The organism is Citrobacter sp. KH_055_1, assembly GCF_057838705.1.
Genome location: NZ_CM174473.1, coordinates 2221406 through 2246559 on the forward strand (window position 1 = coordinate 2221406; position 25154 = coordinate 2246559).

General features: G+C 53.1%; 21 protein-coding genes. 14 read left to right on the forward strand and 7 right to left on the reverse strand.

Annotated elements, in window-relative coordinates; all coding sequences use genetic code 11:
• Positions 1–188: 188 nt before the first annotated feature.
• The 6 genes from AC3ITF_RS10345 (at position 189) to patD (ending at position 7298) form a co-directional block, all read left to right on the forward strand.
• Entirely contained in the window at positions 189–1598 is a 1410-nt protein-coding gene (locus AC3ITF_RS10345) for an aminotransferase-like domain-containing protein (protein ID WP_181695587.1), read from the forward strand.
• A 331-nt stretch (positions 1599–1929) separates the two neighbouring features.
• Positions 1930–3075 (forward strand): putative ABC transporter substrate-binding protein YdcS, encoded by a 1146-nt coding sequence (ydcS, locus tag AC3ITF_RS10350; protein ID WP_117342825.1) that lies wholly within the window; start codon positions 1930–1932, stop codon positions 3073–3075.
• 16 nt (positions 3076–3091) lie between these two features.
• Positions 3092–4108 (forward strand): ABC transporter ATP-binding protein, encoded by a 1017-nt coding sequence (locus AC3ITF_RS10355; protein ID WP_115258453.1) that lies wholly within the window; start codon positions 3092–3094, stop codon positions 4106–4108.
• Positions 4109–5053 carry an ABC transporter permease gene (locus AC3ITF_RS10360; RefSeq protein ID WP_096756980.1) on the forward strand — a complete coding sequence of 315 codons (945 nt, stop codon included), beginning with the start codon at positions 4109–4111 and terminating at the stop codon, positions 5051–5053.
• The gene (locus AC3ITF_RS10365) at positions 5043–5849 is read left to right on the forward strand and encodes an ABC transporter permease (protein WP_096756981.1); all 807 of its coding nucleotides are present in this window, start codon (positions 5043–5045) and stop codon (positions 5847–5849) included. The genes AC3ITF_RS10360 and AC3ITF_RS10365 overlap by 11 nt, the downstream gene beginning before the upstream one ends.
• Positions 5850–5870: 21 nt before the next feature.
• Positions 5871–7298, forward strand: a complete 1428-nt coding sequence (patD, locus tag AC3ITF_RS10370; RefSeq protein WP_117342824.1) for an aminobutyraldehyde dehydrogenase — start codon at positions 5871–5873, stop codon at positions 7296–7298.
• Positions 7299–7616: 318 nt separating this feature from the next.
• Here patD and AC3ITF_RS10375 read toward each other — a convergent pair whose 3' ends face one another.
• Positions 7617–8531, reverse strand: coding sequence for a LysR family transcriptional regulator (locus tag AC3ITF_RS10375; protein ID WP_489176393.1), 915 nt, complete (start codon positions 8529–8531; stop codon positions 7617–7619).
• A 237-nt stretch (positions 8532–8768) separates the two neighbouring features.
• Here AC3ITF_RS10375 and AC3ITF_RS10380 point away from each other — a divergent pair, with 237 nt between their 5' ends.
• Together AC3ITF_RS10380 and AC3ITF_RS10385 are read left to right on the forward strand one after the other, a co-directional pair.
• The gene (locus AC3ITF_RS10380) at positions 8769–9635 is read left to right on the forward strand and encodes an arylamine N-acetyltransferase family protein (RefSeq protein ID WP_115258457.1); all 867 of its coding nucleotides are present in this window, start codon (positions 8769–8771) and stop codon (positions 9633–9635) included.
• A gap of 389 nt (positions 9636–10024) precedes the next feature.
• Positions 10025–11767: a SulP family inorganic anion transporter gene (locus AC3ITF_RS10385; protein WP_181636794.1), complete on the forward strand. Its 1743-nt coding sequence runs from the start codon at positions 10025–10027 to the stop codon at positions 11765–11767.
• Between the two features lie 212 nt (positions 11768–11979).
• Here AC3ITF_RS10385 and yncL read toward each other — a convergent pair whose 3' ends face one another.
• Complete coding sequence (gene yncL / locus AC3ITF_RS10390) at positions 11980–12075, reverse strand: stress response membrane protein YncL (protein WP_115258458.1); 96 nt, start codon at positions 12073–12075, stop codon at positions 11980–11982.
• Positions 12076–12267: 192 nt separating this feature from the next.
• Between yncL and AC3ITF_RS10395 the strand changes: the two genes are divergently transcribed.
• A complete protein-coding gene (locus tag AC3ITF_RS10395) occupies positions 12268–12441 on the forward strand; it encodes a GhoT/OrtT family toxin (RefSeq protein WP_096756988.1) in 174 nt (57 codons plus the stop codon).
• 8 nt (positions 12442–12449) lie between these two features.
• Here the strand turns inward: AC3ITF_RS10395 and AC3ITF_RS10400 are convergent, their stop codons facing one another.
• Genes AC3ITF_RS10400 through AC3ITF_RS10410 form a run of 3 tightly spaced genes read right to left on the reverse strand, consistent with a single transcriptional unit; the run spans position 12450 to position 18902 of the window.
• Positions 12450–14609 (reverse strand): virulence factor SrfC family protein, encoded by a 2160-nt coding sequence (locus tag AC3ITF_RS10400; protein WP_489176394.1) that lies wholly within the window; start codon positions 14607–14609, stop codon positions 12450–12452.
• On the reverse strand, positions 14606–17587 hold the full coding sequence (locus AC3ITF_RS10405) for a virulence factor SrfB (protein WP_096759398.1): 2982 nt from the start codon (positions 17585–17587) through the stop codon (positions 14606–14608). The genes AC3ITF_RS10400 and AC3ITF_RS10405 overlap by 4 nt, the downstream gene beginning before the upstream one ends.
• 4 nt (positions 17588–17591) lie before the next feature.
• Positions 17592–18902: an SrfA family protein gene (locus AC3ITF_RS10410; RefSeq protein WP_411509080.1), complete on the reverse strand. Its 1311-nt coding sequence runs from the start codon at positions 18900–18902 to the stop codon at positions 17592–17594.
• A 282-nt stretch (positions 18903–19184) separates the two neighbouring features.
• On the opposite strand from AC3ITF_RS10410, the gene AC3ITF_RS10415 reads away from it, so the two are divergent.
• Together AC3ITF_RS10415 and AC3ITF_RS10420 are read left to right on the forward strand one after the other, a co-directional pair.
• Positions 19185–20783, forward strand: coding sequence for an ABC transporter substrate-binding protein (locus tag AC3ITF_RS10415; protein ID WP_411509079.1), 1599 nt, complete (start codon positions 19185–19187; stop codon positions 20781–20783).
• A 17-nt stretch (positions 20784–20800) separates the two neighbouring features.
• The gene (locus tag AC3ITF_RS10420; protein ID WP_096756992.1) at positions 20801–21034 is read left to right on the forward strand and encodes a YdcY family protein; all 234 of its coding nucleotides are present in this window, start codon (positions 20801–20803) and stop codon (positions 21032–21034) included.
• An 87-nt stretch (positions 21035–21121) separates the two neighbouring features.
• On the opposite strand, the gene AC3ITF_RS10425 is transcribed toward AC3ITF_RS10420, so the two are convergent.
• Both AC3ITF_RS10425 and AC3ITF_RS10430 read right to left on the reverse strand, forming a co-directional pair.
• Positions 21122–21571: a DMT family transporter gene (locus tag AC3ITF_RS10425; protein ID WP_096756993.1), complete on the reverse strand. Its 450-nt coding sequence runs from the start codon at positions 21569–21571 to the stop codon at positions 21122–21124.
• The gene (locus AC3ITF_RS10430) at positions 21568–22086 is read right to left on the reverse strand and encodes a GNAT family N-acetyltransferase (RefSeq protein ID WP_146716849.1); all 519 of its coding nucleotides are present in this window, start codon (positions 22084–22086) and stop codon (positions 21568–21570) included. The genes AC3ITF_RS10425 and AC3ITF_RS10430 overlap by 4 nt, the downstream gene beginning before the upstream one ends.
• Positions 22087–22123: 37 nt before the next feature.
• On the opposite strand from AC3ITF_RS10430, the gene AC3ITF_RS10435 reads away from it, so the two are divergent.
• From AC3ITF_RS10435 to yncE, 3 genes are all read left to right on the forward strand, one after another.
• A complete protein-coding gene (locus tag AC3ITF_RS10435) occupies positions 22124–22699 on the forward strand; it encodes a helix-turn-helix domain-containing protein (RefSeq protein WP_096756995.1) in 576 nt (191 codons plus the stop codon).
• Positions 22700–22768: 69 nt separating this feature from the next.
• A complete protein-coding gene (locus AC3ITF_RS10440) occupies positions 22769–23803 on the forward strand; it encodes an NADP-dependent oxidoreductase (protein ID WP_137400152.1) in 1035 nt (344 codons plus the stop codon).
• Between the two features lie 209 nt (positions 23804–24012).
• On the forward strand, positions 24013–25074 hold the full coding sequence (gene yncE / locus AC3ITF_RS10445) for a 7-bladed beta-propeller protein YncE (protein ID WP_489176395.1): 1062 nt from the start codon (positions 24013–24015) through the stop codon (positions 25072–25074).
• Positions 25075–25154: the final 80 nt, after the last annotated feature.

Genomic DNA, 25154 nt, shown 5'->3' on the forward strand with positions numbered 1-25154 from the left:
TATTTATTCTATTTAAAGCACGCGACGAAAATTGATGCTGTGCAGGGTCGCGGTGTGAGCATGTGGTTAACCGCTTTCGTTCACAATGCAGTAAAAACACAATCCCATAACAGTTGTCAGAATGTTGTTAATTTTATTGACTGATATACACTGCGAGCGTCACCTGCATCTGACTCCCGAGAATCATCATGAAAAAATATCAACGGCTGGCGGAACAAATTCGCGATCAAATCGCCTCTGGCGTCTGGCAACCCGGCGATCGTCTACCTTCTTTACGTGAACAGGTGGCGACCAGTGGGATGAGTTTTATGACCGTCGGCCATGCTTATCAGCTGCTGGAAAGTCAGGGGCGGATCATTGCGCGGCCGCAATCCGGCTATTATGTTGCCGCGCGGCCCGAACGTGAGTCGGCAACCCCGCAATCGCAGGTTGTGCGCGATGAAGCGGTCGATATCAACACGTATATTTTTGACATGCTGCAGGCCAGCCGGGATGCTTCGGTGATGCCGTTTGCGTCCGCATTTCCCGACCCCCGTTTATTTCCCCTGCAGCAGCTTAACCGTTCGTTGGCGCAGGTGAGCAAAACGGCGACGGCAATGAGCGTGATTGAAAACCTGCCGCCGGGTAATGCCGAATTGCGTAATGCCATTGCCCGTCGCTATGCCCAGCAGGGGATCACTATTTCGCCGGATGACATTGTGATTACCGCCGGGGCGCTGGAAGCCCTCAACCTGAGCCTGCAAGCGGTGACCGAACCTGGCGACTGGGTGATTGTCGAAAATCCCTGTTTTTACGGCGCCTTGCAGGCGCTTGAAAGGCTACGTTTAAAAGCGCTGTCTGTTGCCACCGACGTCAAGGACGGGATCGATCTCGTTGCACTGGAGCAGGCTTTACAAGAGTATCCGGTGAAGGCTTGCTGGCTGATGACCAACAGCCAAAACCCGTTGGGATTTACGCTCAGCGCAGAGAAAAAGGCCCATCTGGTCGCGTTGCTGGAAAAATACAACGTGATGCTGATCGAGGATGATGTTTACAGCGAGCTGTATTTTGGCCGTGAAAAACCGCTGCCCGCCAAAGCCTGGGATCGTGGCGACAGAGTGCTACACTGTTCGTCGTTTTCAAAATGCCTGGTGCCCGGATTTCGCGTTGGCTGGGTGGCGGCGGGGATGCATGCGCGGCGCATTCAGCGGCTTCAGTTGATGAGCACCTTATCAACCAGTTCCCCGATGCAACTCGCATTGGTGGATTACCTGTCTACCCGGCGTTATGACGCGCATTTGCGTCGGCTACGTCGTCAACTGGCAGAACGCAAACAGCAAGCCTGGCAAACGCTGCTGCGCCATCTTCCGGCGGAAGTCAAAATTCATCATAGCGATAGCGGCTATTTTCTGTGGCTCGAACTGCCTGAACCGCTTGATGCGGGCGAGCTCAGCACGCAGGCACTGGCGCACCATATCAGCATTGCACCGGGGAAAATGTTCTCGACGTCAGGAACCTGGACACGCTTCTTTCGCTTCAATACCGCATGGCACTGGGGAGAACGCGAAGAGCAGGCAGTGAAACAACTTGGGAAATTAATTCGCGAGATGATGAAATAATAATGAATGGGCTATTCAATATAAAAGAATAGCCCATTCTTATTTTTGAAATAGCACCAGTAAAATCACGATGTTATTTTTTTCAGGTGCAACCATACAAAATATCAATACCTCTAATTATTCCCCTCCGTGCATCTAACTCGTTGTCTATACTCCAGAAGATTAAATAACGTTGCAATAACTGACAGCGTAATGAGCGTTAGCTCACAACCTGATTAAATTTCCTTGCGCCAGCAGGAACGCTGCCAACACCCCGACTACTTTTAGGAAAGGACATATATTTACGGCAAGGCTGCCGCTCATTATTTTTTTTCGACAGGAGTAAGACGTTATGAGCAAGCAATTTGCCCTCACGAGCCTGTGTGCGCTCAGTATGACACTGATGACCGCCCACGCAGCTGAACCCCCAACATCATTAGATAAACCAGAAGGACGCCTGGATATTATTGCCTGGCCGGGGTATATCGAACGTGGCCAAACGGATAAACAATATGACTGGGTCTCACAGTTTGAGAAGGAAACGGGCTGCGCGGTGAATGTGAAAACGGCGGCCACCTCAGACGAAATGGTTAGCCTGATGGCAAAAGGCGGATATGACCTGGTCACGGCATCCGGTGACGCGTCACTGCGTTTAATTATGGGGAAACGTGTTCAACCTATTAATACTGCACTTATTCCGAACTGGAAAATCATCGATCCGCGTGTAGTCAACGGTGAATGGTTTAATGTCGGGGGAAAAGTGTACGGCACACCGTATCAGTGGGGGCCAAACCTGCTGATGTACAACACCAAGACCTTCCCAACGCCGCCGGATAGCTGGAAAGTGGTGTTTGTAGCGCAAACGCTGGAAGACGGCAAAAGCAATAAAGGGCGCGTCCAGGCTTACGACGGTCCGATTTATATCGCCGATGCGGCGTTATTTGTTAAAGCCACCCAACCACAACTGGGCATTACCGACCCCTATCAGCTGACCGAGAAACAGTATCAGGCCGTCATTAAGGTCCTGAGAGATCAGCATAGTCTGATCCATCGCTACTGGCATGACACCACCGTGCAAATGAGTGATTTTAAAAACGAAGGTGTTGTCGCTTCCAGCGCATGGCCTTATCAGGCTAACGCCCTGAAGGCTGAAGGGCAACCTGTCGCCACCGTCTTCCCAAAAGAAGGGGTTACCGGTTGGGCGGATACCACCATGTTGCACAGCGAAGCAAAACATCCGGTCTGTGCTTACAAATGGATGAACTGGTCATTAACCCCGAAAGTGCAGGGCGACGTTGCCGCCTGGTTTGGATCGCTGCCGGTCGTGCCTGAGGGATGCAAAGCCAGCCCGCTGCTGGGTGAAAAAGGATGTGAAACCAATGGCTATAGCTATTTCGACAAAATCGCCTTCTGGAAAACGCCGATCGCCGAAGGGGGCAAGTTCGTTCCTTACAGTCGCTGGACGCAAGATTACATAGCCATTATGGGCGGTCGCTGATTCCGCTGGGGGTTTTATGACGTACGCAGTGGAATTTAACAATGTCTCGCGATTGTACGGGGATGTTCGTGCCGTCGATGGGGTCAGTATTGCGATTAACGATGGTGAGTTTTTCTCTATGCTGGGGCCATCCGGCTCTGGCAAAACTACCTGTCTGCGCCTGATAGCTGGTTTTGAACAGCTGTCAGGCGGTGCAATTAGCATTTTTGGCAAGCAGGCCAGCGAGTTGCCGCCCTGGGAGCGGGACGTCAACACGGTATTTCAGGATTACGCGTTGTTTCCGCATATGTCGATCCTCGATAACGTGGCCTACGGGTTGATGGTCAAAGGGATGGATAAAAAACAGCGCCATGCCAAAGCGCGAGAAGCGCTGGAGAAGGTGGCGCTCGGCTTCGTTTATGAGCGTAAACCGTCGCAGCTTTCCGGTGGACAGCGCCAGCGCGTGGCGATCGCCCGCGCACTGGTTAATGAACCACGCGTGCTGCTGCTGGATGAACCGCTTGGGGCGCTGGATCTTAAACTGCGTGAACAGATGCAGTTGGAATTGAAAAAACTACAGCAGGCGCTGGGCATTACCTTCATTTTTGTTACCCACGATCAGGGTGAGGCGCTGTCGATGTCCGATCGCGTGGCGGTGTTTAATAACGGCCGCATTGAGCAAGTGGACTCTCCCCGTGAACTCTATATGCGCCCACGCACGCCGTTTGTGGCGAGCTTTGTCGGGACATCAAACGTCTTTGATACCGCCATGTCGGAGAATGTCTGCGGCCTGCAGGGAATGTTCTCTCTGCGCCCGGAACACATTCGCTTGAATGATCCTGGTGCAGAAGTGCAGGCGCCGGGCGTTATTCAGGCGGTGCAGTATCAGGGGGCCGCGACGCGGTTTGAGCTAAAACTGGCTGGTGGCGAAAAGTTGCTGGTAAGCCAGGCGAACCTGACGGGAGAAACGCTGCCGTCAACGCTGTCGCCGGGTCAGCAGGTCATGGCCTCGTGGTCACGTGACGTGATGGTCCCGCTGGTTGAGGAGAGGTGAATGGCGATGAACGTTTTACATTCACCTCCCCAGACCACCAGGTTGAACAAAATCTCAGGTTATTTCTGGCGTAATCCGGGGCTGGGGCTGTTTTTACTGCTGCTCGGACCGCTGATGTGGTTTGGTGTCGTCTACTTTGGCTCATTGCTGACATTACTGTGGCAAGGGTTTTATACCTTTGACGATTTCACCATGTCCGTTACGCCAGATCTGACGCTGGCGAACCTGCAGGCGCTGTTTAACCCGGCGAATTACGACATCATTTTACGCACGTTGACCATGGCAATAGCGGTGACTATTGCCAGCGCCATTCTGGCGTTTCCGATGGCGTGGTATATGGCGCGTTACACCAGCGGCAAGATGAAAGCCTTTTTTTACATCGCCGTCATGTTGCCAATGTGGGCCAGCTATATCGTCAAAGCCTACGCGTGGACGTTGCTGTTAGCTAAAGACGGCGTGGCGCAGTGGTTTTTAACCCATCTCGGGCTGGAGCCGATCCTGACCGCGTTTCTGACGCTGCCAGCCGTGGGCGGGAATACGCTGTCGACGTCAGGATTAGGGCGTTTTCTGGTTTTCGTCTACATCTGGCTACCTTTTATGATCCTGCCGGTACAGGCTGCGCTGGAGCGGTTACCGCCGTCATTGCTGCAGGCCTCGGCGGATTTGGGCGCCCGCCCGCGTCAGACCTTCCGCTATGTAGTGCTGCCGCTGGCTATCCCCGGTATTGCTGCTGGTTCAATCTTTACCTTCTCGCTGACGCTGGGTGATTTTATTGTGCCGCAACTGGTGGGGCCGCCGGGTTTTTTCATCGGCAACATGGTCTATTCGCAACAAGGGGCTATCGGCAACATGCCAATGGCGGCGGCATTCACCCTGGTGCCGATTGTATTAATCGCACTGTATCTGGCGTTCGTGAAGCGTCTGGGAGCGTTTGATGCACTCTGAACGCGCACCGTTTTTACTCAAACTGGCCGCATGGGGTGGCGTGATTTTCCTGCACTTTCCCATCCTCATCATCGCCGCCTATGCGTTTAATACCGAGGAAGCCGCTTTTAGCTTTCCACCGCAGGGGCTTACGCTACGGTGGTTTAGCGTGGCGGCACAGCGTAGCGATATTTTGGAATCAGTGACACTGTCACTTAAGATCGCCGCGCTGTCGACGGCCATCGCACTGGTGCTAGGAACGCTGGCGGCGGCGGCCCTGTGGCGGCGGGATTTCTTTGGCAAGAACGCAATATCGCTGTTGTTGCTTTTGCCTATTGCGCTACCGGGCATTATCACCGGTCTGGCACTGCTGACTGCATTTAAAACCATCAATCTGGAACCCGGCTTCCTGACCATCGTGGTGGGACATGCGACGTTTTGTGTGGTAGTGGTATTTAACAACGTTGTGGCCCGTTTTCGTCGCACATCATGGAGTCTGGTTGAAGCGTCAATGGACCTGGGGGCGAACGGCTGGCAAACCTTCCGCTATGTGGTGCTGCCGAATCTTGCGTCGGCGCTGTTGGCCGGAGGCATGCTGGCGTTTGCGTTGTCGTTTGATGAAATCATCGTAACAACGTTCACGGCCGGACACGAAAGAACACTTCCGCTGTGGCTACTCAATCAACTGGGACGTCCGCGTGATGTCCCGGTGACCAACGTAGTGGCATTGCTGGTGATGGCGGTCACAACACTGCCGATTTTAGGGGCCTGGTGGCTGACGCGTGAAGGCGACACTCTCGCCGGAAACGGTAAATAAACGACAATATGGGAAATTGCTATGCAACATCAATTACTGATTAACGGCGAACTGGTCAACGGTGAAGGTGAAAAGCAGCCGGTCTATAACCCTGCTACCGGTGACGTGATCCTGGAAATTGCCGAGGCGTCAACCGTGCAGGTTGATGCAGCCGTCCGTGCCGCCGACGAGGCTTTTGCCAGCTGGGGGCAAACCACACCGAAAGTGCGTTCAGAGCTGTTACTGAAGCTGGCGGACACTATCGCCGAAAACGCGCAGACATTTGCTGAGCTGGAATCCTTGAATTGCGGTAAGCCTTTTCACTGCGTGCTAAATGATGAAATTCCGGCGATTGTGGATGTTTTCCGCTTCTTTGCCGGTGCGGCACGTACGCTCAACGGCCTGGCGGCCGGGGAGTATCTGGAAGGGCATACGTCCATGATCCGTCGCGATCCGCTGGGGGTGGTGGCGTCTATCGCACCGTGGAACTATCCGCTGATGATGGCCGCGTGGAAACTGGCACCGGCGCTGGCGGCAGGTAACTGCGTGGTGATTAAACCATCCGAAATTACCCCATTAACGGCACTGAAGCTAGCTGAGTTGGCGAAAGATATTTTCCCGGCAGGCGTGATTAACGTGCTGTTTGGTCGTGGTAAAACCGTGGGCGATCCGCTGACCGGTCATGAAAAAGTGCGCATGGTTTCACTGACCGGCTCTATTGCTACCGGGGAGCACATTATTGGACATACTGCGCCATCGATTAAGCGCACGCATATGGAGTTGGGCGGCAAAGCCCCGGTTATTATTTTTGATGATGCCGATCTCGATGCGGTGGTGAGCGGCGTACGCACGTTCGGTTATTACAACGCCGGGCAGGATTGCACCGCAGCCTGTCGCATCTACGCGCAGAAAGGTATTTACGACGCGCTGGTCGAAAAATTGGGTGCGGCGGTCGCCAGCCTGAAAACCGGTTCACCGAATGATGAATCAACAGAGTTGGGGCCGGTAAGCTCTCAGGCTCATTTGGATCGCATAACCAAAGCGGTGGATGAGGCCAAAGCGCTCGGGCACATCAAAGTCATCACCGGCGGTAAAAAAGTAGAGGGTGCAGGCTACTATTTTGCCCCAACGCTGCTGGCGGGCGCGAAGCAGGACGATGCTATCGTTCAGCGGGAAGTCTTCGGCCCGGTGGTCAGCATCACCCAGTTTGATGATGAGGCTCAGGTCCTGGCATGGGCTAACGATTCAAAATACGGGCTGGCATCTTCGGTCTGGACGCGAGACGTCGGTCGTGCCCATCGCCTCAGCGCCCGCTTGCAGTACGGCTGTACCTGGGTCAACACCCACTTCACGTTGGTGAGCGAAATGCCGCACGGCGGGCAAAAACTCTCCGGTTACGGTAAGGACATGTCGGTTTATGGACTCGAGGATTACACCGTTATCCGCCATGTGATGATTAAACACGAGTAAAATCAGTACCCGCGCATGGCCATAGACGCACGGATAGCTAATTACTGGTAGAAGGGTGTCTATACTATGCGCGGCACTGGCCTCGTCGCCATCGGACGGCGGTAAGTTGGAAATATCCGCGAGGTCAGGCTAATTTACATACATTGGAGTCGCGTTCCGTTCTCTTAATGAACATCACTTCGCTGATGCCCGGTATCTGGGTTTCATGGCAACTTCCCCTTCGATTAAGGATAGCGTTGCATCTACCCCTTGAACTCACCGTGTGAATCGGTCACCGCCTTACCTACATACGCTATCGGTTTGACTGATAATTCAAATTCATGGATACAAACTTTCATCATCTGAGGGTACGCGGCTTTTTTCTTTTAGTATGTGTACATTAGCCTTACAGAATTCTATGTAGGCTCTGGCCGCCGTGGAAACATGTCGGTGTTTTTTATAAACCAGATGCAATGATGAGTAGGGCAAACGTGTCTGGGGTAAAACCTCAATCAGTTTTCCACTATTAATGTATTCCGCAGCAAAAAAAGCAGGTAACTCAGTAATGTAGTCGCCAGCAAGGGCTCCAGAGCGCAAATGAAGATAATCATTGACGATGAAGGTTGCTGGAACATCGTAGGTATGTTCACCGAGCATCCACACCGGACGCGCGCCTATCACCGAACCCCAGGCGGCACAGGGATACTTCATCAGGTCTGATGGCTCTTTGGGGGGCTCACTGCCCTGAAAAAGCGCCGGGCTGGCGACCAGAATATGCCTGAAATCCATGAGATGGCTCGCAACGACATCATCATCAGAGATGCTTCCAACTCTCAGCGCGACATCAATACCTTCAGAAACTAAATCCACTCGACGTTCAGTCGTATAAACGTTAATGGCAATACCCGGATATATACGCTGAAACTGTCTGATGATTTCCCACCACGGTTCAAGTGATTGAGGCATTGTCAGGCGTAATCGGCCTGTAATGCGGGAATCGGCAGTGGTGAGGAACTGCTCGGCATCATTAAGCGTATCAATAGCCGAACTGGCCTGATCCAGCAATTTTTTACCCGCCTCTGTTGCTCTGCAACCTTTCACAGTGCGTTCTAGCAGAACAACATCCAGCTCATGCTCAAGTTCAGCGATCCTACGGCTTAGCGTCGGAAGCGGTATGTTGTTTTCCCGCGCTGCTGCAGAAAGGCTACCGCAGCGGGCTGTCAGAACAAACATCTTTAAGGCATTTAAGTCCATCGACTCCTCTCAAATATGAAAACATTATTCTCAATTTAGACGCTACACAGTACTGAATGTGGGTAATAAAATACAGCCACTTTCAGTTAGCAATGCCCGTAATTATAGAGGAAATGTATTGCCTGGAGCAGATTTAGAATCTATCTGACGCCATCAGTCCTTTTTAAAGCTCCAAACCTTCCCTCTGATAAACTCTCAAAAATGAAACATGTACAGACTTAGGAAAATGACATTAACATGAACGATTTAGTAAAAGCCTATCTGGCTCGCCTTGGCCTTGACGCAGAAAAACCCTCCATTGAGGCACTTACCCGTTTACATCAAGCTCATGTAGAGCGGATCCCTTACGAAACATTCTGGATCCACCTTGGTCAGGATTGGGGAATTGACGCCATGGAAAGTTTCAGAAGAGCGGCAACAACCCGACGAGGTGGTTATTGTTTTCAGCTCAATGGCGGCTTACATACGCTACTCACCCACCTTGGTTATCGTGTGAGTATTCACCCAGCAAACGTCCACGGCGCTGAAGGCCCTGAGCATATAAAACTGGAAAACCATGCAGCTATCATCGCTGAGGGGTTGCCGAGTGAAAATAATCCCAACGGGAGATGGTGGGTGGATGTCGGTCTTGGCGATGCGCTTCATGAGCAAATGCCTCTGATGAATACTACCGTTAACCAGGACTCGATGCAGTTTGGCATGGAAGCCATGGACAAGGACGGCGTGGGCGATTGGCATCTCATTGCCGATCCATCGTGCTGGATCGCAGGCGTGAATATGGCTGAGCAACCCGCTTCTATGAGTGATTTCGTAGACCGTCATCACTTTAATATGCATTCCCCTGAATCCGGATATGCAAAAGTTGTTACTGCACAACTCCGGAAGCCACACGGCAAAACGATACTGCGAGGTTGCGTTTTAACAAAAACCGATGGCGAAGTCGTTACGACTCACATTTCAACGTCTTTACCAGAGTGGCAGGAAGTGCTTGATGAAGAATTCGGTCTGACTTTCGAAAACGTTCCTGAGATATCGCTTAAAAAACTGTGGGTTAAAGTACAGAAGATCCATGAAGAATGGGTCCAGACTCGCGAAAGTACGTAAAACAGCAAGTTGTTGACGACCGGCCCGATACATACGTTGATGTTATCGGCCGGAGCAGTATCATTGAGCGGAGTACCAACAATCGTATACTGGATTTGCTCATTATTCGGCAGCGAGCGAAATCTTATTAATATTGCAACTGCACTAATCGCACTTTCCCCTACATAAATCCATGCTTAATGTCCGCTGCTGGCACACAGCGGACAATTTTTGGGGTCAGAAGGTACGGTCGGTTTTGAACTATGTTTAACACCAGTCAGAATAATAAGATGGTTGAGGTTATTAGGGCCTGAACGGTGGCGGCCTCATTCCGGGAGCATTAGATAACCAGAACCTCACTCAGAAGTGTGCCAACATTGCGTGGGTAAGAACAATATCCGGAGAATAAAGTGTTCGGAAAATTTTTTTTAAATTACATGCCTGGTTTACAAAATTTATTAGCCTACGATAAAAGCTGGCTAAAACATGATGTTAAAGCCGGGTTATCTGTTGCGGCTGTCGCACTACCCGTTGCTATTGCGTACGCTGAGTTGGCGGGTGTTGGGGCAATCGTAGGGCTGTATTCCTGCGTTTTACCGATGATCGCTTATGCACTGTTTGGTTCTTCACGTCAGCTTATTGTTGGCCCTGATGCTACAACCTGCGCGGTGATTGCGGCCGTCGTGTTTCCCCTCTCTGCAGGTAATCCCGAACTGCACTGGCAACTGACGATCATCATGACATTGATGATGGGCGGATGGTGCCTGCTTGCCAGTAAATTTCGCCTGGGCGCACTTGCCGATCTGCTTTCTCATCCCATTCTTACTGGTTTGCTTAATGGCGTAGCCGTGACGATTATTGTCGGGCAATTAGGTAAGGTTTTAGGGATCACACTTGATGAGGCGCAGGTTATTGAAAAAATAATTGCCTTGCCAGGCCGAATCGCAGACAGCCATTTATTAACCTTAGGACTATCACTTTTAACGTTAGTTATTTTAATGGTTATCAAAACGTATCGCAGCCACTGGCCAGCACCGTTGATTGCCATTGTGATAACAACGGCGCTGGTATGGGGAACATCAGCACAAAATCATGGGATTACCACTATTGGGGGGGACGGTTTTCAGCCTGGTTTACCCGTCGTTAACTGGGCGGCGTTCCAGCCAGGTCTGATGCGTGATTTAGTGATCCCGGCGCTGAACCTGGCTTTGGTCAGTTTTGTCAGTCTTATGCTGACCGCCCGTAGTTTCGCCGCGAAAAATGGCTATGACATTAATGCTGATGCTGAGTTTAGAGCTCTGGGTATTGCGAATCTCATGTCTGGATTATCTCAGGGGTTTGCTATCAGTGGAGCCGATTCCCGAACCGCTGTTAATGATTCAACTGGGGGGAAAAGTCAGCTGGTTTCCGTGGTCGCAGCCTTACTCATCGGTATCATAGTCGTATTTTTTACTCAGCCATTACAGTTTATTCCGGTTTCTGCATTAGGTATTGTTCTAATGTATGCCTCGTGGTCATTGATTGATTTACGTGGGCTATGGAACCTGAGGCGAAGAAATAAACAGGCATTTCGTTTGGCCTTCTTCACCTTTGGCTGTGTGTTAATTATCGGTGTAATCCAGGGAATCGGGCTTGCCGTGTTGCTCGGTCTGTTACAGTTCCTGCGTACAGTCTTTCGTCCTTCTGAGCACTTACTGGGAACTGACGAAAATGGAATGATTCACTCATTAGGTAATTCAACCGATATTAAAATGGTTCCGGGCGTGTTGATGTATCGATTTAACTCCCCGTTGACCTATTTTAATGTGGCTTATTTTAAACGTCGGGTATTGAACTTAGTTGATGGTACAACATTACAACCTAAATGGGTGGTTATTGATGCCGTTGCCTGCTTCACCTATTCAGATATAAGTGTCCTGGCCACCATTAATGAGTTAAAGCGTGACCTGAAAAGTCGACAGATTACGTTAATCCTTGCGGGCCGGAAAACGGAATTAACACGCTGGTTTAAAGAAAGCCGACCAACAATGAATGATGATGACATGCTTCTGGCTCCAGACCTCTATTTGGCACTCCGGTTCATTCAAAGCAAAGAGAGTGCGGGTGAGGGCGAATCCGACGGTGATGTACCATCCCAGCGACACAATTCCTGAAAGGGGTCCAAATTCAGTAGACCACTTCATACGGAACAGTTTAGGGGGCAATGCATGCCGGGTTTCGCTATCTCATTACCGCAGAAAGGTTAGGGCTATTACACACTAAGTATAATTTACTGGCAGGTGAAGCAGTGGGAAGATCGCACATCAATGGCAGAGAGAATGTTCTCTCTGCCAGCAGACGCTGCAATTAATCAACAAGAGTCACATCAAGCAAACCAGCCAAACCTTGCGGATATCAGGCTGAAAAGTCCTACAGCAGCAAAGAGATTTATCAGTACTACGGTTTTACTGGAAACATTCATTTTTGCCACCTTTCGATTTAACCCTTATGGGTATAGTACGGGTTAAAACTATCCGCAATAGTACGAAATCTGAACATTACGGAGAGCGGTTGTTTTCTCGCCAGTTTTCTTAAAAAAATGAATAAAACTTGATGTGTGTCATAAAAAAGAGCATATTGCGCGCGATTTTCCCTTCTGGCCCGGATGCTCTAAATGTCTTTGTACCAAAACATGCTGGTTTTTTATGCGGTAATGGCCGCCATCGCGGCTATCATCACCTGGTTTCTATCGCGCGATAAAAAGCGTATTCGCTTTCTCAGCGCGGTATTAGTCGGGGCGACGTGGCCGATGAGCTTTCCCGTCGCACTCCTGTTTTCTCTTTTCTAATGACGTCGTCAGGCCTTTAGCAGCGCGATTAATCGCAACCTGTCAGCGTCAGTCACGTCCAGCGGATGCTGATAGCCGACGTTTTCATTGGCGCGGGTGTACAGGGCAACCAACCAGTCATACACGTATCGGCTGGCACCATGCCGAGGTTGCTCGTCCAGTTTTGCCAGTCGACGCATCGGTTGTTGCGGCGGGGCGCTAAAGATAGCGGCACCTTTTAGGATCCTGCTGGCAGGGCGCTGTTCCTCGGCAACGCGAGCAAACCCAAGCCAGGTAATAAAATCACCGATATCCGCGTGCAGCTGCGCTGCGCAGACGTTCTCGCGCTGCATAATAGCGTGCAGGCGTTGCGGCATCTCCAGCCGGTAACTGGTGGTCACCAGGATGTCAGCAACCTGCCTTAAAGTTTCCGGCTCCAGGTGCAGGCGACGCGCGTTATTCTCATTACGACACCACTGGCGCACATGGTTGATCCACATTTTATGCGCCAGGTATCCGGTCTCTTCACTCTCTTGCGGGTGAGACGTATCTCGCGCGTCAGCAAACAGGTCGATCGTATCATTAAATAAGCCGCTAACCTGCTCCTCACGCGGTTGTTGAATACGTAACAACGACTCCACGCTGCGCATAGGCGGCAGTAGTCCCTCCAGCAGCTCGCCATGTTTTGCCGCCTGAGCTTGCAACTGGCGAATAAGTGATTCACTCGCCCCGGTCGTCTCGTCATCCGTGTGTAACCAGCTCATTAACGTGGCGCGAATTCGCTGCTGGAGCTGCTCGTGCAGAGAGATAAACCGAGCCTGACGCTGAGCGGGCGAAGTGGCCTGCGACAACCATTCAACCAGCCGCTGTAAACTGTGCTTATCCAGCGCCTGCAGCGTGCCCCAGTGCAGTCCGGGTTTGCCCAGTAATTGCTGAACGGCTTCATCGAGGTTCTGTTGGGTGCTAAAACGTGCATCCTGTGGGGTAATGGCCCACACCACGCCCGGTAACGCAGCATCGTGCAGCGGCTGGGTATCGTTGATCCAACCGAGTAGTGTGCGGGTGACGGTCGGCGTCTGCGAACGGGTGGATACCGCGTTGCAGATGACTAACACATCAGGTTGCAGACACTGGCGGTAATGCTCCAGCATCCAGCCTAATTTTGCTCGCCATAGCGGGTGTGGATGCGCATCCGGTGCCAGGGGGATATCCAGCAGGTCTGTGCTCTCCAGCACCGCGTCTTCTACCGTCAGTACCAGTTCGCGGGTCAACAGCGCCAGTGATTCCAGCGACAGGCTGACCGCATTAAGCAACTGATTGTCGGCAATAGGATGCACCACCACATCACTTGGCGCGTCGTTCCCGGTCAGTGCCGCCTGAGTGAGAAAGCTTTCGGCGGGCAAGCCGAAATGGTCGACCAGCAGGCTAAACGGCGCAGCTAATTCTTTGGCATGCCCGGTTTGCTGCAGCGTATGCGCCAGTGCCAGAAACTGCTGCGTGAGTTCTGGCTGTTCTCCCCACAGTAATGCCCAGGCATGTGCCCGGGTGGTGAGATCCAGTGCCGGAAGCAGCATGGCAAACTGGTGCCACAGCGCATCGTCAATTTGCTGCTGGTTTGAGGGAACACGAGAACGCCAGAAACGCGTGATGGTGGCCACGTCTTGTGCGCAGATCCCCGGCACAGGATGGCGCTGGCGCAGCGTCTGCCATTTTTCTAACCGCGTCTCAATGATCGCTTTTTCAACCTGACGGTTGTCAGGTAACGCACAGAACTGGGCGATAAACAGCTGAACCAGCTCCGCCTCGCTCATCAACCGCAGGCGCAGCGGCCATGCGCTGTCCAATGGGGTTTCGTCGCGGGTGAAGCGAATAGCCATGTTGGTTGGCGCATGGCCGGGGTTAATGTGCGTAAAGTAATCGATGCTGCGATCCGGCGTGATGATGTTCAGTTTGCCACCCGAATCGCTGCACAATGCGCAGAGCAAATGCGCTTTCGCCGCCTGTGAGTGGCCGTACAATCCCACACAACCCGGCGCGGCGAATGTCTCATTGAGCGCGGTTTCATTGACCGCGGCTAACGTGAGCTGAGCCAGCAGGGAATCTGCTTCATCATCCAGGCGTGCCGCGCGTGTACGTACGTCCGTTACCCATTCGATGGCGGCCTGTGCGGTGTTTAACGTCTTGCTCATTTCAGGTACACACTCCCGCTATCAATCCAGTAATGGCTGCCGCTGTGGCGGCGGTCTGCCAGCGTATTCAGTTTTAAGGTTAAGGCGTTAGCAGCAACGGGTGTGCCATCCTGCAGCCAGGCATCGCTGAGGACGAAGTATTCCGGGCCGGTCTCTTTGCTACCGCCACGTAATTGCAGACGCACATTTAATACGCCATCACCGGCGATGGTTTTCGCCAGCTCAGCAGAGTTGATACTGAGCGTATATAGCGGGGTGGCGGGCCAGCGGCTGTTCTCCAGTTGGCGGAAACCTAACGTCACATTGCCACGCAGCGGGAAATTCAGGCGCGCGTCCAGCTTTGCGCCTGGCTTGTCGAGGTCGATATCGTGATACCAGATATTCTCATCGCGCAGCGTATTAACCGTGTTATCTAACACGCCGAGATAGCGTACCGTCGAGTACGCGCCGATATCGGCGGCTTTAAAGTTAAAACGCGGCAGACGCAAATCCAGCGCCAGGCTGCACAGCATGGCGCCCACGGCGGCGGTGGACTTCGGATTGCCAATACGCCCTTGCTGGCTAAACGGATACCACTCATGCACACGGTAGCTGTCCATCCAAATCATACGATTAACCGGAACGGGTTGCAGATGACGAATCAGCGCCTGTACGCCTGGTAAACAGGCGGGTCTGCCGGTCACCAGTAAAATGTCGCAACGATAGTGCGAGATGGCTTCACACACGGCGTGCAGCGGAGAGGTCAGGGTAAACTGCCCGGCCAGTAAGGCTTCCTGTAATGGCCTGAACTGCACTTGCAGTGGCACGCTCAGCACGTCAAAAACCGGCGAGCCCGCAGGCAACGCATGATCGATGGCCTGCTGGATATAGTTCATCACGTTGCGCGTTGGCGGCTGGGCCAGCAGTTCACCAAAGGTGGCATGTAGCCCCGCTACCGGGTCGTTAACATCGCTTTGCTCCCACGCGGAGAGCACCGCATGCCCGAGCGGCATAAACAGCTGTAACGCCGTTTGCTGGCGTAAAATCGCTTGGGTGTCGATGCGCCCGGAGTCGCCAAACAGCGTGGCCAGCAGGGCGGCGGCGTCGGTAACCCCCGCCTGTTGTAAGCGGGTTTGCAGGGCAGGTAGCACGCAGCGTTGGATAACATCGAGCAGCAAGTCATCCCCGGCAACCTTGAATCCTTCACGAAACAACAGATGCGGCGTGATTTTGACATTCGCTCCCACGCCATCATCTAACTGATAATGGACCACGGCCATATCCGTGGTGCCGCCGCCAATGTCGATTGATGCCACACGCAGGGCGCGACCGTTGACTTCACCCGGTTCCGGAAGGCGGTCCGGGCGGGCGAGGGCGTTGAAGAACGATTCGGTGTGCCCGTCGTAGTGTGAAATCGCTTCATTGTATAGCCAAACCAGCTGCCCACAGCTGGCTTCATCCCATTCCATCTGGATCTCAGGGACGGGGACCACGCTTTTTTCCTGCTGCTTGCGGGTGGTAAAATCGTCATCCTGCGGATGCCAGCCCATCGCTTTCCACACTAATGCAATAGCCTCAAACATGCGCAGGCGGAAGATCTCACGCTCTTGTTTTGGCATCGCCGACGGCAGGGTCAGGATCAGCGTACGCAGCTGGCGAGGCGAGGCCGGAAAACCGAGGCGCAGACGTGTCGCCACGCTGTTAATTTGCCCCAGCGCCTGCGCCAGAACTTCGCACAGCATATGAGTCATCAGCGTGCTGCGACTGTACTGCGGTGAGAATACCGGCAGCCGGTCATCCTGCGGCAGGCTAAACAGCGGTTGGCCATCATCGTTCATCAGATTCATCAGCGGGAAGGCAGTTGCCAGCGGTTCGCGCTGAGTTTTGCCATTCATCTGGCTAAAGCGCCAGTCGTGCAACACCGGTGTTTCATCCCACAGATACCGACGTGGGCTGGAGATCCCGCTGCTGCCTTCGGTGCCGACGCGCTGCATGGCCAGCTTGCGGGCTTCATCGCCGACACGAACGATCGACGGCCATATGAAGGCATCGTCACGACCGCTCTCCACGGAAAAGTGCTGTTTCCCAAAACGCGCCTCGGAAAACTCCAGTCGGCTGGTGAACAGCGGATCGTTGAGGTATTGCGGCTCGCTTAATGAACGGACCTGTAATTCTGCCGTCTGGCGTAGCCCGTCATTGGCGTCACCGTGATCTTCAATCAATACGCCGCAGGTATGGGTATTGCCGATATCCAAGATCAGATCGACGGGAATGGCCGGGGTGCTAAGGGTGTGCGTCACCAGCTTTACTTCCGGAATGGCAAGCTGCTCGCCTAACAGGGTCAGCACATTCAGCCAGTGCGCCTGATATTCGAAATTTCGCAGCGCGAGCTGGATCTCTTGTTCGGCGCGGTTTTCTTGTTGCGTCACATAGTGCAAAAAAGACTCGCGCAGCCAGCCGTCAATCCACGTCTGGTCGAGAAAATCAGCGATTTCTTTATCGTGCCAGGCCAGCGCAAATCGCGTGCCGTTGAGCAAATCGTTTTCATTTGGCGTCAATACGGCGGGGGCATGCTCGGTTAACTGGCTGTCCAGCGCCACGGTCACACGGTGCGTGTTGCCCGCACTGTCCGGTTGTGCCAGCTTGCGCACCTGTACGCGCGCCCAGTTATCCGGGCCTTCGACAAATGTGCGCGGCGGGTTAAAGCGCAGGAACGGCAGCGGCAGCCAGACGCCGTCGAGCACGTCCAGTGAATAATGTAATGTCTGGGTGCTTTCTGGCTTGACCACTTCGGGTTGCCCGCCAGTGCTACCTGGTAACGTATAGCGGCCCGTTGTCAGGTCGAAATCCAGTCGCAGCAGCGGGCCGTTGGCCGTTTTGCGCACAAAGCGCCCGTGATGCGCGGATTCCTGCGGCGTCAGGCCAAAATCCAGAAACTGTACGCCGCTATTGGCGATGAGCGTCACGCTCTGTTTGTAATCACACAGATTCACCAACATAAAATCAGGCACCTATCTTTTTGATGGTCATGGGGATCTCCGCGTGATCGTCATAACGTGCGGTACAGGCGGCTACGTCGTTGGTTCCCGCTTTACAGGTGATTTCCGGCATCGGATAACGCGAGCCGTCCGTACAACGCGCGTTCCCACGACTTTTAATCATTAATTCACCCGACTGGTGCAGACCGGAGAAAATCTCCGCACGACACACCACATTGTCGCCGTGGACGACTCGCGCAGTGCCTTTATTGGTCTGGATCTGATAACGCAGCGAGGGCGCTTTACCGCTGACCGGATCTTTGATGTCGACCATCACGCGCCAGTTACCGTTGAGGAAGCGGGTGGTGCCGACCTTCATCTGGTTCGCGTCCATGACCAGCGCATCTTTCGGGATCGCGGCAATCACCACCGGCCCCTCGGCAGGCTTCTCTTTTTTTACCACCGGGACAACTTCCGCGCGATGCAGCGGCAGCGAAGGTGTCAGTACGGGTAACGGCTTGATGTCGACCCTCGCAACCTCAATCGGCTGCAGCGCGGGCGCAGGGCGTGTCGCCTGCTGTTTCCACAGTAACGGTCCAACGATAGCGGCAATAATGACCGCGGCAACCGGCAGGCTCCACAGCGGCAGTTTACGCGCAGGTGTTGGCAATACGGGCGGTGGTGAGGCCTCGGGTTCATTTACGATGACCGGGGGCTGCGGTTCAGGTTCTGCGGGCTTGGGTGTTTCCACGACCGGCGTCAGTAAAGGTGCATCGGCTTCGGCAAAGGCGATTTCCGGGACGACCATATCTTCTTCAGGTTCGGCTTGCGGTGCGGGCATGACCGGAGGAACATCGGCAATCCGCAAGCAGTCGAGCACATCGTCACGCGTGTTTTCGTTCAGATTGACGAATCCCCAGAACGTTATCACCGGTTTGCCATCAACCAGAAAAACGTGATTTTCCCCAGGAAACTGAACGGCCTTTTCCAGCAGAGATCCAAACAATTGCAGCGAGGTTTTACCCGATTGCAGGCTTTTACGACTGAGAGTCGCCGCGCTGTCCAGCGTGCTGGCCAGATAGCGTAATGCCCGAAAGCGCGCGTCTTCATCAGCGGCTTTCCAGGCGACGGCTTGTCCTTCAATCGGGGAATACCAGTCAACCCGATCGCCATTATCATTGACTTGCGGGATCGCCAGACAATCGGCCATGGCCTGCTGTTTTCGCAGACGAAGCGTTTCACGAATTTGCAATGCTGAATCAAAAACGGCCTGACCACCGCCGCCCACGGCCTGATAGTCATCCAAATTGCCGCTGCGCAAGAGAGTTTTTGCCACGTTGTTATCCCTTAGACTTCTTCACACATCTACTTTACGGCTTATAAACGCGAGCAAACGGTGGAAGAGAGGCAAAAAGGGGCGAATTTTCATGGCATAGAGCACGGGGAAAAATCTTGACGTTTTGAAAAAGACTTAAGGGAAATTATTTCACCGGTGCTGTCGAATTAATCAGCGAAAACCACCGGATAAGAATAACCTGATAGTGATTTGTTATTAGTCAGTTTTTGTCAGCTATGCTCTGATAATGAGATGAATAATAAAATAAGAAGGCATACAACAATGATTGCAAGGAAAACGTTGCTCGCGCTGGCGCTCAGCGCGGGATTACCAACCGGCGCTGTATTTGCTGCCAATACCGACACCCTTATCTACTGCTCTGAAGCGTCTCCCGAATCCTTTAACCCGCAAATCGCCAGCTCCGGTCCGTCGTTTGTGGCCAGTTCTCAGGTGCTGTATAACCGACTGATTAACTTTGATCCGGTGAAAAATACCCCGGTGCCGTCTCTGGCTACCGACTGGACGATATCCCCGGATGGCTTGACGTATACCTTTACCCTGCGTCAGGGCGTGAAGTTCAACAGCAATAAATTCTTCAAACCGACCCGTGATTTCAACGCGGATGACGTTCTGTTCTCGGTATTACGTCAGAAAGATGCCGATCATCCGTACCATAACGTCTCGCAGGGTAACTATGAGTACTTCAACGATGTCGGGTTGGACAAGCTGATCAAAGAGGTGAAGAAGGTTGATGATTATCATGTCCAGTTTGTGCTGAACGAACCTAATGCGGCGTTTCTGGCCGACTGGGGGATGGACTTCGCGTCCATTCTCTCTGCGGAATATGCCGACCAGATGCTGAAAAAAGGTACGCCGGAAAACGTCGATACCTGGCCGATTGGCACCGGACCTTACGTGCTGCAACAGTATAAGCAGGATTCACAGATCCGCTATCTGGCCAACCCGAACTACTGGGATGGTGACGTTCCGACCAAACACCTGATCTTCGCCATTACGCCAAACGTGCAAACGCGACTGGCAAAACTGCAAACCAATGAGTGCCAGATAATTCCCGCGCCTGCGCCGGTGCAGTTTGAGGAAATCAAGAAAAACAACGACCTGACGCTGCATTCGGTCGACGCACTGAACGTCGGTTATCTGGCGTTTAATACTGAGAAAAAACCGTTTGATAACGTATTGGTACGTCAGGCGCTGAATTACGCGACCGATAAAAAAGCGATCATTAACGCCGTCTTCTTAGGTTCAGGCACGGTGGCGAAATCACCGATTCCACCGAATATGCTGGGCTTCAACAACGATCTGAAAGACTACGATTTCGACCCGCAAAAAGCGAAAGAACTGCTGAAGAAAGCTGGGCTGGAGAACGGTTTTGAGGCGACGCTATGGTCGATGCCGGTTCAACGTCCGTACAACCCGAACTCCCGTCGGATCGCTGAGATGATCCAAAGTGACTGGGCGAAGGTTGGCGTGAAGGCGAAAATCGTTTCCTGGGAGTGGGGTGAGTACCTCTCCGGAATGCGTAAGGGCGAGCACGACACCGCGCTGTTTGGCTGGATGTCTGACAACGGCGATCCGGATAACTTCGCTGATGTCCTGCTGGGCTGCAACAGCATTAAAACCGGATCCAACGCCGCACGCTGGTGCGATAAAGCGTATAATGCGCTGGTGCAAAAGGCGAAACAGGTGAGCAAGCCGCAAGAACGTGCCGCGCTTTACCAGCAGTCGCAAGAGATTTTCTACCAGCAGGCGCCGTGGATCGCGCTGGCAAACGGCAAAACGTTTTATGCCACACGCAGTAACGTCAGCGGATACAGCGTTAGCCTGATGGGCAGTGATTTTTCAAAAGCTAAATTAAATTAATCAGTTAAGGAGAAAGTATGTCGCACCTGGATGAGGTCAGCGCCCGCGTCGACGCCGCCATTGAAGAGAGCGTCATTACGCATATGAACGAACTGCTGATTGCGCTCAGCGATGATGCAGAACTGAGCCGGGAAGATCGCTACACCCAGCAACAGCGTCTGCGCACGGCGATTGCGCATCATGGTCGTCAGTATAAAGAGGATATGGAGGCCCGCCGCGAGCAGCTCACCAAAGGTGGCACTATTCTCTGATATTTCCTTGCCGGATGGCGGTGCTCACACCTTATCCGGCCTACAGGCATATTCCGTTGGCCTGATAAGCAAAGCGCCATCAGGCAGTTAAAACGCGCGTCTGGCCACCAGCCAGGCGCCGATTACCAGCAACACCGCGCCACAAACTGGCCCCACCAGCGCACGCAGCGGTACGCCGTTGCTTCGCAAGATATCCAGTAGCAGACCGCCAATCAACTGACTGGCAACCAGCACCGCAATGGTGGTGGCAGCCCCCACATTTTGATAGCCGCTAATACTGGCGAAGACAAAAAACGAACCCAATAAACCGGGAATTAACGTCCACCAGCGTACGCTGGAAACCAGCTCACCAAACCCCGCCATACCTTGCTTAAACCACAGAATGCTGACAAACAGCACAATACCCACCAGCGAATTGAGCAGCATGGCAATCAGAATGGTTGAAGAGGTCTGAGTAATACGTACCATTAAGGTGTTCTGCACCACCAGACCGATGCCGGCGGCAATCAGAAAGGAGAGGGTTAGCGTCGAGTTCATCCGCGTGCGTCCGGATCGCTGCGATCGTCCAGTTGTAGCTGCATAAAGGTCAGATCCAGCCAGCGGCCAAACTTCGTCCCCACCTGCGGCATTTGCGCGGTTAAGACAAAACCGAGCGTGCTGTGCAGGTGCAACGATGCCTGATTCTGCGACTCAATGCCCGCGACCATCACATGCTTACCGCACCTGCGGGCCTCATCAATCAACCGGCTGAGTAATGCGCGCCCCAGGCCTTTGCCTTGATGATCCGGATGCACATACACCGAATGCTCAACGGTATGACGAAAACCATCAAAATTACGCCAGTCGCCGAAAGACGCATACCCGGTGACCACGTCATTCTCTTCACTCACCAGCACCGGATACCCCAGTATTTGCCGGGCTTCGTACCAGGAGATACGGTTTTCGGCATCGACAGTTTGATCGTTCCAGATAGCCGCCGTATGCAGCACCGCGTGATTATAGATTTCTGCAATGGCGGCGCAGTCTTCTTTACTGGCAAAGCGAATTGACATGTTGAACCTCTGGTATTGTTCACTATAGTATTACAATATGAATACTATTGAAGACAGCATAAATCAACGGATCGGTGCAAGAATTCGCATAGAACGGGAATCTCGCGGCTGGTCGCTGACGGAACTTGCCGAGCGCGCGGGCGTGTCGCGGGCCATGATCCATAAAATTGAGCGTGGCGAGAGTAGTCCAACGGCAACGCTGCTGGGGCGGCTTTCCGGGGCATTTGGCATCAGCATGTCAACGCTGATGGCGCGGGCTGAAATGCAGGAGGGCAAGCTGCTGCGCTTCGCCAACCAGCCAGTCTGGCACGATCCGCAAAGCCATTATCTGCGCCGCCACGTCTCCCCGCGCAGCGATCTGCCCATCGATCTGGTGCAGATAGAACTGCCAGCCGGGAGCGACATTCCCATGCCCGCTTCGTCCTACGTGCAGGCCAGACAGCTTATCTGGCTGCAGCAGGGGGAGTTAGTGTTTGTCGAAGGGGACACGCGCCACGAAATGAAGGCCGGTGATTGTCTGGAACTCGGCCCGCCGAATGACTGCCGATTTATTAATGAAACCGCGCAACCCTGTGTTTATCTGGTTGTGCGGTTAAACGCCGTCGGCAATTAATGTGAAAGCATCGCTAGCGCGGGGCGTCTACTATTGATGGATTCATGCCAAAAGCAGAGGAGAACATCAATGAGTCAACAACTGCAACGCAATCGCCGCTGGGTACTGGCTTCACGCCCCCATGGCGCTCCGGTACTCAGTAATTTCCATCTGGAAGAGGGTGCTGTCGCCACTCCTGGGGAAGGGCAAGTTTTACTGCGTAACGTGTATCTGTCTCTCGATCCCTATATGCGCGGTCGCATGAGCGATGAGCCTTCATATTCTCCCCCGGTGGAGATTGGCGCGGTGATGGTCGGCGGTACCGTCAGCCGGGTGATGGCATCAAATCATCCTGATTATCACGTTGGTGAATGGGTTCTGAGCTACAGCGGCTGGCAGGATTTCGACATTTCTGATGGTAGCGGGCTGGTAAAATTAGGCGATAACCCTGAACATCCATCCTGGGCGTTAGGTCTGTTGGGCATGCCGGGCTTTACCGCGTATATGGGGCTGCTGGATATCGGCCAACCTAAAGCCGGAGAGACGTTGGTGGTGGCAGCAGCCACCGGGCCGGTAGGCGCAACCGTCGGGCAAATTGGCAAACTCAAAGGGTGTCGGGTAGTCGGCGTGGCCGGTGGAGCGCAAAAATGCCGTCATGCCACCGAGGTGCTCGGCTTTGATCTTTGCCTCGATCACCATGCGCCTGATTTCGCGCAACAGCTGGCGCAGGCTTGTCCGCAGGGGATCGACATCTATTATGAAAACGTTGGCGGCAAAGTCTTCGACGCGGTGCTGCCGTTACTCAACACCTCTGCGCGCATTCCGGTGTGTGGGCTGGTCAGCGGTTATAACGCCACGGCGTTACCGGCAGGTCCCGACCGCTTACCGCTGCTGATGGCCACCATACTGAAAAAGCGCATCCGGATGCAGGGCTTTATTATTGGTCAGGATTACGGTCATCGCATTCATGAGTTCCAGCAGGAGATGGGACGCTGGGTCAAAGAAGGCAAAATCCAGTACCGGGAACAGATTACGGAGGGGCTGGAGAATGCTCCGGCAGCCTTTATTGGTCTGCTGACCGGGAAAAACTTTGGCAAGGTTGTGATCCGGCTCGCTGAAGATTAATCGCGAAAATCCGCTGTGCCGCTCTGTTTGTGAGCGGCACGTTAAGCATTTATGGAGAAAATAAGAAGGTTGTTGCCAGAAAGCGAATAAACACTCCACTTTGAGATAAATAATGATTACTATTCTCATTCTTAAAAAGGCAAAACCATGATTTTGCTGATTGAAGCATTGTGAAGCAGTAACAAATGAATTTATCAAAGGGAGTCGTCATGTCTTTACGTCATCTGTTTTCACCGCGTCTGCGTTATTCTTTACTGTTAGGTTCACTGCTTGTTGCATCCTCTTTTAGTACGCAGGCTGCGGAAGAACTGCTGCGCAAAGCGGTAGGCAAAGGCGCCTACGAAATGGCGTACAGCCAACAGGAAAACGCGCTGTGGCTTGCCACCTCCCAGAGTCGTAAGCTGGATAAGGGCGGGGTGGTTTACCGTCTCGATCCGATCACGCTGGAAGTGACTCAGGCGATTCATAACGACCTGAAACCGTTTGGCGCCACCATCAATAATGCGACACAGACCCTGTGGTTTGGTAATACTGTCAACAGTGCAGTCACCGCGATGGATGCTAAAACCGGCGACGTAAAAGGCCGTCTGGTACTGGATGCGCGTAAACGTTCGGAAGATGTCCGTCCGCTGCAGCCGCGTCAGCTGGTAGCCGATGACGCCACCAACACGGTCTACATCAGCGGGATTGGTAAAGAGAGCGTGATCTGGGTGGTCGACGGTGAAACCATCAAACTGAAAACCACCATTGCTAACACCGGTAAAATGAGCACCGGTCTGGCTGTCGACAGCAAGGCTAAACGCTTGTACACCACCAATGCTGACGGTGAGTTTATTACCATCGATACCGCAGACAATAAAATTCTCAGCCGCAAAAAGCTGCTGGATGACGGCAAAGAGCATTTCTTTATCAACCTGAGCCTGGATACCGCTGGTAACCGCGCGTTTATTACCGATTCTAAAGCGGCAGAAGTGCTGGTGATTGATACCCGTGACGGCAAAGTACTGGCGAAAGTCGCCGCGCCGGAATCTCTGGCTGTGCTGTTCAACCCTGCGCGCAATGAAGCCTACGTGACGCATCGTCAGGCCGGTAAGGTCAGCGTGATTGACGCGAAAAGCTATAAAGTCGTCAAAACATTCGACACCCCGACGTTCCCGAACAGCCTGGCGCTCTCCGCTGATGGCAAAACCCTGTATGTTAGCGTGAAACAAAAATCTTCACGTGAGCAGGAAGCCACACAGCCGGATGATGTGATTCGCATCGCGCTGTAATTTACCCGGAGGGGGAAACCCCTCCTGTTATTTATCCATACCCCACGATACGCCTCGTTACACCCCATCGCTGGCCTGAT

Excerpts from the sequence above, each read along its gene's own strand:
- AC3ITF_RS10345 (WP_181695587.1), top strand. The coding sequence starts at position 189 with ATGAAAAAATATCAACGGCTGGCGGAACAAATTCGCGATCAAATCGCC.
- ydcS (WP_117342825.1), top strand. The coding sequence starts at position 1,930 with ATGAGCAAGCAATTTGCCCTCACGAGCCTGTGTGCGCTCAGTATGACA.
- AC3ITF_RS10355 (WP_115258453.1), top strand. The coding sequence starts at position 3,092 with ATGACGTACGCAGTGGAATTTAACAATGTCTCGCGATTGTACGGGGAT.
- AC3ITF_RS10360 (WP_096756980.1), top strand. The coding sequence starts at position 4,109 with ATGGCGATGAACGTTTTACATTCACCTCCCCAGACCACCAGGTTGAAC.
- AC3ITF_RS10365 (WP_096756981.1), top strand. The coding sequence starts at position 5,043 with ATGCACTCTGAACGCGCACCGTTTTTACTCAAACTGGCCGCATGGGGT.
- patD (WP_117342824.1), top strand. The coding sequence starts at position 5,871 with ATGCAACATCAATTACTGATTAACGGCGAACTGGTCAACGGTGAAGGT.
- AC3ITF_RS10375 (WP_489176393.1), bottom strand. The coding sequence starts at position 8,531 with ATGGACTTAAATGCCTTAAAGATGTTTGTTCTGACAGCCCGCTGCGGT.
- AC3ITF_RS10380 (WP_115258457.1), top strand. The coding sequence starts at position 8,769 with ATGAACGATTTAGTAAAAGCCTATCTGGCTCGCCTTGGCCTTGACGCA.
- yncL (WP_115258458.1), bottom strand. The coding sequence starts at position 12,075 with ATGAATGTTTCCAGTAAAACCGTAGTACTGATAAATCTCTTTGCTGCT.
- AC3ITF_RS10395 (WP_096756988.1), top strand. The coding sequence starts at position 12,268 with ATGTCTTTGTACCAAAACATGCTGGTTTTTTATGCGGTAATGGCCGCC.
- AC3ITF_RS10400 (WP_489176394.1), bottom strand. The coding sequence starts at position 14,609 with ATGAGCAAGACGTTAAACACCGCACAGGCCGCCATCGAATGGGTAACG.
- AC3ITF_RS10405 (WP_096759398.1), bottom strand. The coding sequence starts at position 17,587 with ATGTTGGTGAATCTGTGTGATTACAAACAGAGCGTGACGCTCATCGCC.
- AC3ITF_RS10415 (WP_411509079.1), top strand. The coding sequence starts at position 19,185 with ATGATTGCAAGGAAAACGTTGCTCGCGCTGGCGCTCAGCGCGGGATTA.
- AC3ITF_RS10420 (WP_096756992.1), top strand. The coding sequence starts at position 20,801 with ATGTCGCACCTGGATGAGGTCAGCGCCCGCGTCGACGCCGCCATTGAA.
- AC3ITF_RS10425 (WP_096756993.1), bottom strand. The coding sequence starts at position 21,571 with ATGAACTCGACGCTAACCCTCTCCTTTCTGATTGCCGCCGGCATCGGT.
- AC3ITF_RS10430 (WP_146716849.1), bottom strand. The coding sequence starts at position 22,086 with ATGTCAATTCGCTTTGCCAGTAAAGAAGACTGCGCCGCCATTGCAGAA.
- AC3ITF_RS10435 (WP_096756995.1), top strand. The coding sequence starts at position 22,124 with ATGAATACTATTGAAGACAGCATAAATCAACGGATCGGTGCAAGAATT.
- AC3ITF_RS10440 (WP_137400152.1), top strand. The coding sequence starts at position 22,769 with ATGAGTCAACAACTGCAACGCAATCGCCGCTGGGTACTGGCTTCACGC.
- yncE (WP_489176395.1), top strand. The coding sequence starts at position 24,013 with ATGTCTTTACGTCATCTGTTTTCACCGCGTCTGCGTTATTCTTTACTG.